This is a genomic window from Chitinophaga rhizophila, from assembly GCF_019492185.1.
Lineage (GTDB): Bacteria > Bacteroidota > Bacteroidia > Chitinophagales > Chitinophagaceae > Chitinophaga > Chitinophaga rhizophila.
The window spans coordinates 228,495-242,978 of sequence record NZ_JAICCF010000003.1; the positions used below are offsets into that span (position 1 = coordinate 228,495).

General features: G+C 44.6%; 10 protein-coding genes. 5 read left to right on the top strand and 5 right to left on the bottom strand.

Annotated features, from left to right (window positions below):
• Nucleotides 1–11 precede the first annotated feature (11 nt).
• Nucleotides 12–3,725: a SusC/RagA family TonB-linked outer membrane protein gene (locus K1Y79_RS15465; RefSeq protein WP_220251073.1), complete on the top strand. Its 3,714-nt coding sequence runs from the start codon at nt 12–14 to the stop codon at nt 3,723–3,725.
• Nucleotides 3,726–3,736: 11 nt separating this feature from the next.
• On the top strand, nt 3,737–5,197 hold the full coding sequence (locus K1Y79_RS15470) for a SusD/RagB family nutrient-binding outer membrane lipoprotein (protein WP_220251074.1): 1,461 nt from the start codon (nt 3,737–3,739) through the stop codon (nt 5,195–5,197).
• 485 nt (nt 5,198–5,682) lie between these two features.
• On the opposite strand, the gene K1Y79_RS15475 is transcribed toward K1Y79_RS15470, so the two are convergent.
• Both K1Y79_RS15475 and K1Y79_RS15480 read right to left on the bottom strand, forming a co-directional pair.
• On the bottom strand, nt 5,683–6,162 hold the full coding sequence (locus K1Y79_RS15475) for a YcxB family protein (protein ID WP_220251075.1): 480 nt from the start codon (nt 6,160–6,162) through the stop codon (nt 5,683–5,685).
• A 19-nt stretch (nt 6,163–6,181) separates the two neighbouring features.
• The gene (locus K1Y79_RS15480; RefSeq protein WP_220251076.1) at nt 6,182–6,745 is read right to left on the bottom strand and encodes a hypothetical protein; all 564 of its coding nucleotides are present in this window, start codon (nt 6,743–6,745) and stop codon (nt 6,182–6,184) included.
• A gap of 1,075 nt (nt 6,746–7,820) precedes the next feature.
• On the opposite strand from K1Y79_RS15480, the gene K1Y79_RS15485 reads away from it, so the two are divergent.
• Nucleotides 7,821–8,579, top strand: coding sequence for a geranylgeranylglyceryl/heptaprenylglyceryl phosphate synthase (locus tag K1Y79_RS15485; RefSeq protein ID WP_220251077.1), 759 nt, complete (start codon nt 7,821–7,823; stop codon nt 8,577–8,579).
• 78 nt (nt 8,580–8,657) lie between these two features.
• Here K1Y79_RS15485 and K1Y79_RS15490 read toward each other — a convergent pair whose 3' ends face one another.
• Nucleotides 8,658–9,386: a LytR/AlgR family response regulator transcription factor gene (locus K1Y79_RS15490; RefSeq protein ID WP_220251078.1), complete on the bottom strand. Its 729-nt coding sequence runs from the start codon at nt 9,384–9,386 to the stop codon at nt 8,658–8,660.
• Between the two features lie 37 nt (nt 9,387–9,423).
• A complete protein-coding gene (locus K1Y79_RS15495) occupies nt 9,424–10,464 on the bottom strand; it encodes a sensor histidine kinase (protein WP_220251079.1) in 1,041 nt (346 codons plus the stop codon).
• A 184-nt stretch (nt 10,465–10,648) separates the two neighbouring features.
• On the opposite strand from K1Y79_RS15495, the gene dxs reads away from it, so the two are divergent.
• Together dxs and K1Y79_RS15505 are read left to right on the top strand one after the other, a co-directional pair.
• On the top strand, nt 10,649–12,574 hold the full coding sequence (gene dxs, locus K1Y79_RS15500; protein ID WP_220251080.1) for a 1-deoxy-D-xylulose-5-phosphate synthase: 1,926 nt from the start codon (nt 10,649–10,651) through the stop codon (nt 12,572–12,574).
• An 81-nt stretch (nt 12,575–12,655) separates the two neighbouring features.
• The gene (locus K1Y79_RS15505; RefSeq protein WP_220251081.1) at nt 12,656–13,708 is read left to right on the top strand and encodes a ferredoxin--NADP reductase; all 1,053 of its coding nucleotides are present in this window, start codon (nt 12,656–12,658) and stop codon (nt 13,706–13,708) included.
• A 16-nt stretch (nt 13,709–13,724) separates the two neighbouring features.
• On the opposite strand, the gene K1Y79_RS15510 is transcribed toward K1Y79_RS15505, so the two are convergent.
• Complete coding sequence (locus K1Y79_RS15510) at nt 13,725–14,099, bottom strand: hypothetical protein (protein WP_220251082.1); 375 nt, start codon at nt 14,097–14,099, stop codon at nt 13,725–13,727.
• Between the last annotated feature and the right edge of the window lie 385 nt (nt 14,100–14,484).

The window sequence follows — 14,484 nt, forward strand, 5'->3', positions numbered from 1 at the left end:
ACTATAATAAGATGAGAAGCCATGTACTCAACTGGTTGTGGCTGTGCTTTGCCTTTTTCTGTAGTGTAAGACCCGTTAAAGCAGGCACACGCGTTAACCACCCCTTTTTAGAGACCAGCGCTGAGTTAACCAGACATCAGCCCACAATTACAGCCGCTGTTAACTTTCAACAGAAAGACACCACTGTAAAACCCACTGCCAGCCCGGTAGTTATCACACCATCAACTGCTCCGAAAGATACTTCGGGTAAAAAGACAGGCGATACTACCAAACCCGCTGCTGCATCTCCAGTAGTCATCACACCAAACAATGCTGCGAAAGACTCCTCCGGCAAACAGGCAAAAGATACCAGCGCTCCCGCAACGGCATCTCCTGTAGTGATCACTCCCAATGCAGATACCAGCAAACCCAAAACTGACTCCTCCACAGCCACACGTACTGATAGTACACGTGCAACTACAGCGAGAGACACAACCGCAAAACCTGCAAGCGATACAGCGCTGATTCTGCCTGCTGACTCCAATACACTGAAACAGGAAATGGGTCAGTTCAGCTTGAAAGGCACTGTAAAAGAATCAGGCGGTACGCCCGTTCCAGGCGCACAGGTAGTTAACCTGAGCACCAAACAAGGTGTTGCTGCAGGCCCCGATGGTACATTTACTTTAAAGGCTTCTCTGCAGGATACCATCAAGATCTCAGCGCCGACTTTTGCAGAGCAATCGATTCCGCTTGACTCTAAAGAGCCATTGGCAGTAAGTCTTACACCTGCCTCTGCCGGTAAAAAAGAACTTAAGGAAGTGGTCGTAACCGCTCTCGGTATACAAAAGAATACACGTGCCGTTGGTTACGCTGTTGAAGAAGTAAATGGTAACGCGGTGCAGGAGGCAAAAGAAGTAAATTTCGTTAATGCCCTGACAGGTAAGGTGCCTGGTTTACAGGTTAATACCAACACCGGTTCCATGGGCGGTTCTACCAAGATCACTATCCGTGGCGTAAAATCCATCCTGGGCGATAACAACGCATTTGTGGTAGTAGATGGTACCCCATTCATTAACAACAATACTAACCAGGCAGGACAGCTGAATGGTGGTGGTGGTTATGACTTCGGTAGCTCTCTGCAAGATATAAATCCGGAAGATATTGACAACATCTCTATCCTGAAAGGCGCTGCTTCTACTGCATTGTATGGTAGCCGTGGTGCAAACGGTGTGATGCTGATCACCACCAAGAAACGTCCTGAAACATCCGGCGGCATTGGTGTTACTTACAGCATCAACGCACAGTTAGACCAGGTATATGTGCTGCCAAACTACCAGAACCAATATGGTGGTGGTACCGGTGGCCAATTTGATAGACTCTATTACAATGAGCACCCAGAAGCATTTCTCAACGAAGCTGCTGCTACCTACGATGACAATGATGGTAAAGGCCGTTATGACTTGTTGGTAAGATATTATGACGATGCCTCCTGGGGTCCTAAATTGGATGGTCGCCAGGTACGCCACTACTGGTCATGGGACAAGGAGAAAGGTAATCCGGACTTTGGTAAAACAGCTCCATGGACAGCTAATCCTAACAATGTGAGGGATTTCTACAGAACGGGGTTAACGCTCACCAACAATATTGCCATGTCTGGTAATAACGATAAAGGTTATTTCAGACTTTCTTATGGTAATATGTCACAAAAATTTGTACTGCCGAATGCTGATCTTAACCGTAATAACTTATCATTCAATGGGGGTTACGAGGTAGCACCAGGTTTAAAGGGTGTAGCCTCCATCAACTATAGCGCAACAAGCGCAAATGCACGTCCGGGCACCGGTTTTACTGGTCCTAACCCTGCGTTGCAATTCACAATGTATGGTCAGCGCCAGCTGGATATGGAACGTCAGAAACAATATCAGTATGCTGATGGATCACAGATCACCTGGAACCGTAAATCATGGAATGACCCAGCTGTAGCCTCCAGTAATGGTCCATACTGGAACCGTTATATGGACTACGAGACTGACAGCCGTAACCGTCTGTTTGGTAACGCTGGTCTTGACTGGGATGTATCAAAATGGCTGAGCATCAGCGGTAGAGTTTTCATGGATGATTATAATACACTGGAAGAAGAACGATCCGCTAAAGATTATCTGATCGGTGGTTACATCAAACGTGTACGTACATCCAGAGAAATGAACTATCAGTTAACTGCTAATATCAACAAAGACTTCGGTAAAGACTTTAAATTGAATGCAGTAGTTGGTGGTAACATTATGCATCGTAAATGGACAACTACCGGCGGTAGCACTGTAGGTGGTCTGATCCTGCCGGGTGTATATAACCTGAGTAACTCTCTGCAAACAGCACAGCCAATTGATGAATACTTTGAAAAACAGATCAACTCCGGATTTGCAACAGCAACACTTGGGTATAAAAACTTCCTGTTCCTTGAACTAACAGGACGTGCTGACTGGAGCTCTGCACTTTTCAGTGAATCTAACCCGTACTTCTATCCATCAGCTTCTGGTTCCTTTGTGTTTTCAGATTTGATTAAAGACTGGAAATGGCTGAGCTTTGGTAAACTACGTGCCAGTGCGGCACAGGTAGGTAGCGATACTGATCCTTACCGCATTTATGATACTTACCAGTTCATTCCACCATTCGGCAACTTCCCATCTACAGCTTTGGCGCCGGTGAAATACAACAAAACACTCAAACCCGAGCGTACAACAGAATATGAAGCAGGTGTCTCTCTGAAATTTCTCGATGATCGTATTGGCGTAGATTTCACTTACTATGACAGAACATCCAGAGACCAGATTATATCACTGCCTATCTCTACTGCCAGTGGTTTCACCTCGGCAGTCGTTAATGGTGGTTCAGTGCAGAACCGTGGTGTGGAAATTGGTTTAAACCTGAATCCTATCCGACTGAAAAACGGCTTCCGATGGGATATCAACGCTAACCTGGCGCGTAACCGTAACAAGTTGCTAAACCTTGACATTCCACAGTACAATACATCACTGCCAGTGTTGCTGATCGGTACAGATCGCAGAACAACAAAGGTATCTGTAGCCGCAAATGTAGGAAGTGCATTAGGTACCATCCTTGGTACTGACTATGTATACGATGCACAGGGCCGCAAGATCGTAGGTGCAGATGGTTTGTACAAAATAACTGACAATCCGGTTCCTATCGGTAACGCCTATCCCGACTTTGTAGGTGGCGTAACCAACAGCTTCACGTTTAAAGGTATATATCTGTCTGCGCTGGTAGACTTCCAGAGCGGTGGCGACTTCTTCTCCTACACCAACATGTATGGTAAGGGTTCAGGGCTGTTGGATGTTACTGCCGACAATGGTGTTAGAGAGAATGGTATTATTGCCGAAGGTGTAACTGAAGATGGTAAACCGAACGAAGTAGTACTCGATGCAGCCACCCACTTCCAGAATAACGAAGGAAGAAATCTGAGCCGTGCGAATCTGTACGATGCCAGCTACATCTATCTGCGTGAGGTAAAATTAGGATACAATCTGCCAGAAGCATGGTTCAAAAAAGTACGTGCACAGAGCGCACGCTTGTCATTGTACGGACGTAACCTGTGGCTGATCAAATCTAACGCACCTAACGTAGACCCTTCAAACATTATCAACTCTTCCTCTAATATCCAGGGGATTGAAGGTGGTGCGTTACCATCACTGCGTTCGTTTGGTGTTAACCTGAATATTTCATTCTAAAATTGAGATCAATGTTGAAAAGATTTTTAATAGGTACGTTGCCGTTATTATTCATCTTTGTGATGATGACAGGTTGTAAAGATCTGGATGAAATGAATAATGACCCTACCCGACCTACCACGACAGAACCGCCGTTCTTGCTGACAGGCGCTGAGAAAAATGCGATGGATTTCCTTTATAGCTCTTTACAAAATGGCTACATAGGCATGCACTACGCACAATACTGGTCTGCTAATTCCAGGGTGAATGACAGCCAGTACGCCATTGATGAAAATAATAATACTGCTTTCTGGAATGCTTTGTATAACTCATTGCACAGCCTCGACAGATTAATTTACATCAACAACTCAAGAGGTACTAACCCTGCGGCTAAAAATCAGAATGCGATAGCAGGCATTTTGAAAGTATGGTTGTATCAGATACTTACAGATAGTTATGTAAATGTACCTTTTACAGAAGCACTGAAAGAAGGTGAAAATATTACGCCGGCATATGATGATCAAAGTAAAATTTATGCTTCGCTGATCGATACGTTGAATGCACAGATTACAGCATTGGATCCCGCGCAACCGACCTTTGATGGTGGAGACGTGATCTATAATGGTGATGTAGCAAAATGGAAAACATTGGGACATTCACTGATGCTGCGACTGGCTATCCGTATGGCTGATGCTGAGCCGCAAAGAGCAAGGACTGTGATTGAGGCTAACTATGCAGCAGCTATGAAAGGTAACGCAGACAATGCTGAATTTGCGTACATCAATGCCGCTCCGAATAAGTTTCCCCTGAATGATTCTGAGCGTGAGGTACTGGACTTCTTTGTCAGCACTACGTTAGTTGATTATATGAGGAGCACCAATGATCCACGTCTGACAGTCTATGCACGACCACCGCAAGATGGCGGCGAAATCAAAGGTTTGGAATACGGCAGAAGTGCCAATGATTCGACCAGGCTGCCACAGCGAAAATATTCTTATCCAGGTACAAGAATCTATTCAGCTACTATGCCGGGCATTCTGATGACGTATCCAGAAGTAGCGTTTATACTTGCAGAAGCAGCAGCGAGAAATTGGAATGTAGGAGAAGCTGCTCCGGCACTGTATGAAAAAGGTATCCGTGCTTCTATGGAATACTGGAATGTGACAGATAGTGTAGAAGAATACATTGCCTCAGTACCATATAATGCGGGCAACTGGAAAAATGTGATCGGCACACAAAAATGGCTGGCATTATACCCACAGGGTTTCCAGGCATGGTTTGAGCGTTTGCGCCTCGATTTCCAAAAACCATCAGGCGACTCGCTGTTCATTGCTCCTTATTCAGGTTCACTCGACCAGAATGTGGCTTATGTACCTGCCCGTCTGACTTATCCACTGGCAGAGCGGTCACAAAATGCGGCAGCTTACCAGAAGGCGGCAGAGGCTATTGGTGGAGATACCAAGGCCAGCAAAAACTGGTGGGACAAATTCTAAGGACACAACTATCCTCCATAAACTCCGCTGTCAGGGATGACAGCATCAGCCCCGGTGATATGCCGGGGCTTTTTTATTGCCCGCAATACAGGATGTTAATAAAGTATCATTTTGAAAAGCCCCGGAAATTAGCCCCTTGACAGTAGCGGCTTTCAGCGGCTGGACGAACAAGGTTCGAACAAGCGACGAAGAAGCGACGAACAAGGGACGAAGAAGCGACGTCCAGAGACCGGTGATTGATAGTTAAAATCGATACTATTTTACCAGATCCAGGTTTGTAATATTTGACGAACGACAGGGGAAAGTGAATATTAGGTGTATTTGTAACCCGACAGCACGGGAGCGGTGAGAGGCTTGCTGGGAGAGGGGAGGGTTAAGCTCCCGGCAGCTCATGGTGGTAATGACCTGGCAATATAGATACAGCAGGCTGATAACGACCAGCCGGAAGAGAAAGGATCAGATGAATACTGATAGTAGTAAGGCTGTTAGTTGATGTTATTATTGGCCAGGCGGCTAAATTCCTGTTGTGCATCAGGAGTTTTGAATGCGCTGGTAGGTACCAGGAAGAAGTTCTTTTTACCCCTGTAGAGGAAGAAGAAGTTCTTGGCTTCAACTACTTTAGTAAAGGTATTCCAGGAGAGCAGCCGTTGTTGTTCGCTATTGCGGGTTGAGATGGTGATACCTTCTTCTGAATATTTCAGGTGGATATCGTCTTTAAAGGTGGCAGCTTTATTATAGATGGAAACGGGCAGCAGGAACCAGAACACCATTATGATGAGTACAATCATAGCGACTATTCCTATAAGGGCGCCGGTGGTAACGATTTTGAAAGCGAATCCGGCCATTGTGAAGGCCAGCAGGATGAAGAGAGTGTTGCGAAATACTTTTATTTCTCCGAGCTGCAGAAAATGATAGCGTAATGCATTCAATACCTCCTCCTTATTGTAACTAAACTCCAAATGCATTATGGCAAGGCAATCTTTTTTATTTATTAACAGGGAGGGTCATCTGACTCTCCATATCATCTCTACGGCTGACAGGTGCGTATTTTTTACGGTTTGCAACTGGCTTTTTAACAGCGGAGGCAGGATCTGAGAGATCGTCCTCACTTAAGCCCGGAAAGTTATTTTTTACGAACTGAAAGTACTGTTGCAGCGTTTTTGGATCGACTTTGAACGGAAAGGCCAGCTCATTGCCGGTCATTTTCAGCAGTTCATTGTTATTAATCCGGGATTCATTCTGAAGGTACCATTTATACAGATCTACGATACCTTTCTTCAACTCCTCCTCGTACATTTTATCACCATCCTGATCTTTGGGTAACATCCATGCGTATTCCTCTACCCTCGCAGGGCGGGATACTTTGTTTAATGTTACCGACTTATCATCGCAATTAGCATTCTTATTTCCGGCCTTTTCGCCTTCTTTTTCCTTCTCTTTCTCTTTATTGGCCTTGGTTTTATCCTCGTCCTTCCATTTTTCGCTATTTGCGCTTGCTGATGCGGCTGAGGTTAAAGATACCAGCAGCAGGAACAACAGCTTTTTCATAGTGTAAAAAATTTGTAAGACTAAAAATACAAAATCATAATTATAAATCCCAAACTAAATGTCTAACGTAGGGTAGGATCAGGGCGCTAAAAACAAAAGCAATGGATAAACCATTGCTTTCGAGAGTCATTTTACATCGCATGATGATTCACGCCTGTAGTAATATCTGGTTTCTCATAGGACAGTAACCATAATTAAATTAATACAATAACAAATATAATAAATATTAATCTCAGCAACAGGAGGCTACTGAATATTTGAAATCCTTCAATTCGAGATAGCTAATATTAAAAAGTGGAAAAAAAAGAGAATTGTTTCTTAGAAATCCAAAAGCGTACTTTTTACGGATATATTCAAATAAATCAGCATAGCCCCTATTGCATTGTATGGGATATTAGCATAACATGACCAAGCCAACTGTGAATTGTATGATGAAAACCGACTGTAAATGTGTTAAAGCAACCAGGTAGAGGAAGAAATTAAAATCTTAGATAAGAAGGGTAGCGAGAGCGACCCGGGTAAAAACAGTAAGGGCACCTGGAAAGGCGCCCTCAATTTGTTACTATCCTATGAAAACCCTATTTGAATACAAATGTAAGGGCATGTTATTTTTCTTTGAAATTTTAAAGGCACAATAACAAATCGTTAACAAAGGAAGAGGTCGGGCCTTCCCCCAAGGCCTTTACAGTATTGATTTCAGCTTATTCGTACTTTTTTGCTAAATTCGTTAAAGAAGCCTCGAACATAATTGCTGGGTTTGTCTGAGAAAGCATCATTTTGTCTGTACAATTGTCACCATTATCTATTATCCGGGAATTGCACAATCGCTCATTTAAGTACTTGACTGCAGGGTTAAAAAAGTATAATTTTATTTGATATGATACTGATTTAATCTTTTTACTTTCATAGCATTACGAAGAAGAAATGGCCTGAAGATTGCTTTAAAATCGGACACAACCCTTACTGGACGGGAATTTGGTCGAATAGAAAATGAATAATATGCATATTCATTTAACAATGTGACTTATTACCGAAAAATTTATACATTTGCGACAACCGGAACAATGCTATTTTAATGCACAATAAAATATACAATTCTTTTATCGATAGGAAAGCGAAGGGCATCAAGTCATTCGCAGTTCTGATTGATCCGGATAAGGTAACTCCTGCTGACATAGCAGACCTTGCGGCGAAATGTACAGCAGCAAAGGTGGATTATATCTTCCTGGGCGGTAGTCTTGTGATCACCAACCACCTCGATGAATGCGTACAACAGTTTAAAACACTCTGCGATATTCCTGTAGTGTTATTTCCTGGCAGTCCTTCGCAGGTCTCCCGTTATGCTGATGCATTACTTTACCTGTCCGTGATATCCGGACGTAACCCCGAGTTGCTGATAGGCCAACATGTGCTGTCTGCCCCGGCTGTGAAGAAAAGCGGCCTGGAAGTTATATCTACCGGTTATGTCTTAATAGATGGTGGTGCACCTACTACTGTGTCCTACATCAGTAATACAACGCCTATTCCTTCAGATAAAGACGATATTGCCATGTGTACAGCAATGGCAGGCGAGATGCTGGGAATGAAGGTAGTGTTTATGGATGCCGGCAGCGGTGCCCGTAAGCCTATTACCGAGAGCATGATCTCTCGCGTAGCAAGTCAGGTAGCTGCTCCGATTATTGTGGGCGGGGGTATCCGTGATGCCGAAAAAGCTTATCTGAACTGTAAAGCAGGCGCAGATATCATAGTGGTAGGTAATGCCATTGAAAAGGAAACTTCACTGATAAAAGAGATCGCTGATGCAGTACATGCTGCTGCGCCAGTCCTGAAATAATTTCTGCTTAAAAGAAGAAACGCTGATCATCGTAGCAATTACGGTAATCAGCGTTTCTCTTTTAATTGTATGATAGCCTCAGAGACTCATCATTTCTTTGAATTTTACGGCCTGTCTGCGGCTTACTTCTATCTTTTCTCCTCCACGCATTTCCAGCAGCAATCCACCATTAAAATAGGTGTCAATTTTCTCGATCATCCGCAGGTTGACGATATGCTTCCGGTTAGCCCTGAAGAATGTACGCTCATCCAACCGTTCTTCTAATGCGTTCAATGACTTCAGGATCAGCGGCTTATTACCCTCAAAATATACTCTTGCATAGTTGCCTACGCTTTCAAACAGGCGGATTTCCTGTAGCTTGACAAACCAGCATCGATCCCCGTCTTTTACAAAGACCTGGTCATTTTCAGATAAGATAGTGCGAATAGCGCCCGCCTCTGCCTGTCTTTCCTTTTCCTCCAGCTGGTGCAGCTTATGAATGGCATCAGCCAGTCTTTTCGGCTCTACAGGCTTTAACAGATAATCCAGGGCATTGTACTCAAATGCTTTTAATGCATGCTCATCATAAGCAGTGGTGAAGATCACCTGTGGCGCTTTTTCCAGTTCTGCCAGCAAGTCGAATCCTGTCTTATCCGGCATTTGTATATCCAGGAAAAGCAGGTCCGGATGCAGCGTTTCAATTTTTTCCAGTCCGTCCTTTGCATTTACGGCTTCCCCCACTATAACTATCTCTGGGTGGTCTGCCAGTAATTTCTTCAGCTCGCTTCTGGCCAGGCGTTCGTCATCGATTATCAATGCTTTTTTCATGAGCAACTACTTTTAAACTTGGCGCGAAATACTACATTTAAAATAACGGCATCAGCACTTTGGCTTCTACCGTCTCCTCATTTTTATTATAGATATTAAATGATGCTTTATTTCCATACAACAGGCTCAGACGCGTCCTGGTGCTTTGCAGGCCGAAACCATGACCTGTTGAAGCCTCTCCGCCGATCTGCCCTGTATTTTCAATAGTAATCTCGTGGTGCGTCTCCCTTATATGAGAGCCTATTGTCACTGTTCCTCCGCTGATAGTCCTGGAAATACCGTGTTTTATAGCATTCTCCACCAATGTCTGCAACATCATAGGAGGAATAGGTAGTTCCAGCGTCTCAGGATCAATGTCATACTGCACTTTCAGTCGTTCCTCAAACCTGATATTCTCCAGTGCAAGGTAATCTTTTACTATATCCAACTCGTTTTCCAGGTTCACAGTTTCTGCTTTTTCTACCTGCATGGAGCTCCTGAGAATATTAGAAAGCTCTGTGATAGCCGTTCTGGCCCGCTGAGGGTTCTCATCTACCAACGCCCGGATACTGTTCAGTGCATTAAAAATAAAGTGAGGATTCAGCTGAGATTTGATTGTTTTCAGCTCCAGTTCCTTCACGGTACTTTCCAGTTTCAACTTATCTACCTGGCTGTTCCGGCTCCGTTCAATATAGTGCCACACGAAGTAAATCAGCCACCAGATGGAGGTGATCAGAAATATCGGTAACAGGAATGTCAATGTCGCCTGGTCTGTTAAGGCTCTTTGCTGCCAGGAATACCGGTATAGGTTACCAGCAATTGTATTCCCCACATATATAATAACGCCTGAACTGACGGTTAGTGCGAAAAAAAGCAGCATCTGGCTCTCAAAACTATACTGGAACCAGTTCAGTCGCTTGATAATGCTGCGTAGCAGATGCGTGGCCAGCATTCCAAAAAACATGATCAGCAGCAGGTTTATCAGGAAATAAGAGCCCAGAGAGCCGGCAAAGGAATAGGCAAAAAACAGATTGACTACTGCGTATGCCGTCCAGCCCAGGATCTGACACCACCAATATCTTGATATTCGTTTAAACATCTATCTGAAAATTAGTAAACTACTGCTATATTTCAAAAATACCGATGTGCTTAGCCCACCCGGGGCTAATTGTTATGAATGGGTGCCTTACATGTCAGAACGCCTAAATGTGCTGATGTATGGAATAGCTGTACATTAGCACATTATTTGTACTTTTGTTTACTTAAATCCTGCATCAAGAAGTATGAATATTACGCCGGGCCCTCTTTTGGGCAAGATCGAAACCCCTGCTGATCTGCGGAATCTCAGTAAAGAGCAACTGCACGAAGTAAGTGAAGAACTCCGCCAGTTCATTATTGATGTTGTCAGTGTGCATGGAGGCCATTTCGCGGCCAGTCTGGGAGTGGTAGAACTAACTGTCGCATTACATTATGTGTTTAATACGCCCTATGACCAGCTGGTATGGGACGTAGGTCACCAGGCGTATGGTCATAAGATCCTTACCGGTAGAAGAAGTGTTTTCCATACAAACAGAAAATATCACGGCATCAGCGGTTTTCCGAAAAGGGAAGAAAGTGAGTATGACACCTTCGGCGTAGGTCACTCCTCTACTTCCATCTCAGCAGCCCTGGGTATGGCAATCGCTTCCAAATATAAAGGCGAAACTGATCGTCAGCACATTGCTGTAATAGGCGATGGAGCCATGACAGCGGGTATGGCCTTCGAGGCGCTGAATCATGCCGGCGTGGCCAATGCAAATGTTCTGGTTATTCTCAATGACAACTGTATGTCTATTGACCCGAACGTAGGCGCGCTTAAAGAGTACCTTACCGATATTACTACTTCTCCGACTTATAATAAACTGCGCGACGATGTGTGGAATCTGCTGGGCAAATTGCCCGTAGGTAAACGCTTCACCCGTGATATGGCCTCCAAACTGGAAGCTGGTCTTAAGGGGGTCGTTTCCAGTTCAAGTAACCTGTTTGAGTCTCTCAAGATGCGCTACTTTGGTCCGATTGATGGCCATAATATCGTAAAACTGGTAGATACTCTTCAGGATCTGAAAGATATTCCCGGACCAAAACTGCTGCATATCGTTACTACAAAAGGTAAAGGGTACGCACTGGCAGAAAAAGATCAGACTACCTGGCATGCGCCAGGCCTGTTCGACAAGATTACCGGAGAGATCTTCAAGAAATTACCTGATAAACCACAGCCGCCTAAATACCAGGACGTATTCGGCCATACCATTATCGAACTGGCAGAAATGAACAAGAACATTATGGGTATTACCCCTGCAATGCCTTCTGGTTCCTCCCTGAAGTTCATGATGGAGAAAATGCCTGACCGTGCCTTCGACGTAGGTATCTGTGAGCAGCATGCCGTTACCCTGTCTGCCGGTCTGGCAACCCAGGGTATGCGCGTATTCTGTAACATATATTCCTCCTTCTTCCAGCGCGCCTATGACCAGGCTTTACATGATGTAGCCATCCAGAAATTGCCTGTTACTTTCTGCCTCGACCGTGCCGGTCTGGTAGGAGAGGATGGACCTACCCACCATGGCGCTTATGATATCGCTTACATGCGTTGCGTACCAAACGTAATCATCAGTTCTCCGATGAACGAAGAGGAACTCCGCAACCTGATGTATACCTCCCAGCTGCCTACCCAGGAGTATCCTTTCGTGATCCGCTATCCGAGAGGACAAGGTGTAATGCCTGACTGGAAGCAGCCGTTTAAAGAAATTGAAGTGGGTACCGGCCGTAAACTGCGTAGCGGTAAAGACGTCGCTATCCTGTCCCTGGGCCCAGTAGGAAACTTCGTATCAGAAGCCTGCAAAGAACTCCTGACAGATGATCTGCAACCCGCCCATTATGATATGCGTTTCGTAAAACCACTGGACGAAGCCCTGCTGCATGAAATCTTCAGCCAATTTGACAAGATTGTTACAGTAGAAGATGCCGCCATCACAGGTGGCTTCGGCAGCGCTGTACTTGAGTTTATGGCTGCACACGGCTATAAAGCTGAAGTACGCATCCTGGGTATCCCAGACCGTATCGTTGAACATGGTAAACCGGAAGAACTACACCGCGAATGTGGTTACGATGCCGCCGGTATCGCCGCCGCCGCACGCGCTATGCTCAGAGAAAAAATAACTGTCACCGCCTGATAACAGGTTGTTACAGCAACATAACAGAAAGCCACCGGATATGACCATTGTTCATACAGGTGGCTTTCCTATTTTTATCACATGGATGAATTGTACATATACCTCCGCATAAAAGAGGTTATAGCAGAAACAGCAGATACAAGGACTTACAGGCTGGAGACAGTTAATGGAGAAGCATTGACTTATCTGGCAGGCCAATTCATTACATTTCTCATTCATCTTCATGGTATAGAATACCGACGGTCATATTCCCTCAGTTCCGCCCCTGGTATAGACCCTTACCTTGCAGTAACGATCAGGGAACAACAGAATGGAGAGATCTCCCGGCATATATTGCGCAGCTGGAAGGCAGGAGATCATCTCACAGCATTATTACCGTCTGGCCGTTTCACATTACCCGGTTACAGTACATCTCCCAGAGATATATTCCTGTTGGGGGCGGGAAGTGGTATTACACCGCTATATGCAATATTGAAGGATATCCTTCATCATGAGCCTTCTGCTCATATAAAACTTGTCTATAGTAGTCCTTCGGAACAACGGACTATCTTTCATAAACAACTGCAGGAGCTGGCCTTAAGTTACCCCGACCAGTTGCATATCATCTATCTCTATAGTAGCGAATCGCCTGACCATATGATCCGGCGGTTAAGTAACCTCACGCTCGAGCCAATGGTACTACAGCACCTGCGCTATAATAAGCAGGATGCACAATTCTTTGTATGCGGCCCACCCGAATACATGCGTATGGCGCTCTTAACGCTCAATTTTATGGGGTTTGAAGAGGAACAGCTACATAAGGAGAACTTTGTCGTAAATACAGCTCCGCAGCTGGCTAGAATAGGCATACCGGAGGATGCGTCCTTAAAGGACGTGGAACTACATTTCCGCGGAAATGTGCATAAGCTGACCATCCCTGGCAATCACAACATACTGGCTGCTGCGCTCGCAGAGGGCATTAGTATCCCATATAGCTGTAAAGGAGGAGTATGTGGTTCCTGCACGGCGCATTGCACAAAGGGAAAGGTGTGGATGGCCCTGAACAATGTATTAACGGACAAAGAGATAGCTCAGGGCTTTGTCCTCACATGCACCGGTTATGCTGCCAGCGCAGAGGTAGTGATAGAGATCTGACTACCTGGATGCAGGTCTAGGAGAACGATTTAAAATTCTCAAATTCGTCCTGCAGTTCATTGTATAACTTTCTGAAAGTGTCCATGCGGTCCTGCATTACATCAAAGTCGTCAATTGGACGATCGTCATGTAATATAGCCGGCTGACCGTTGTTGGATATCTTTTTAGCAGATTGCTTCAGATCATGACGTAACTCATCTGCTTTTTCTTCCTGGCAGATAAACTGGTTTTGGAAATGCTCGATTTGAGCCAGGGTTTCATCATCTGTTTTTTGGCGGGAAAGCAGTTCTAACTGACTGCGCATTGACCGGATAGACTCCCTGGATGCAATCACTTCGTCTCTCCAGTTACTGATCTGTTCGATGTCTGAGGTTTGTGCGGAAACTTCCATGTGTATTGATTTTAACGTGAAATAATTAAGCAATACAATATTCGTCCGTTACTCATTTCTAAGGTACAAACCTTTTTTCAATTAGGCATCACCTATTAAATATGGCGCTACAGGCAGCTAATGCACCTATTTTTAGAAAACTGCGACGTTCGTTATAGGACCAATTCTCAATAGTAATGCTGCCTCATTACTGATGGACAATTGGTTATATTCCTATGCAGAAATGCGATGGCAGCGGTATTTTACATTAGAAAAACAGCTATCTTTCTATCAGGCTTTAATGTGCCTTACATACATGCTGGTACAGGATATCCACTGCTTCCAATCTGTGCAGAACATGCTATCTGAATATTTTTTATAGATAGAAATCGAAAAGAAATTAGGT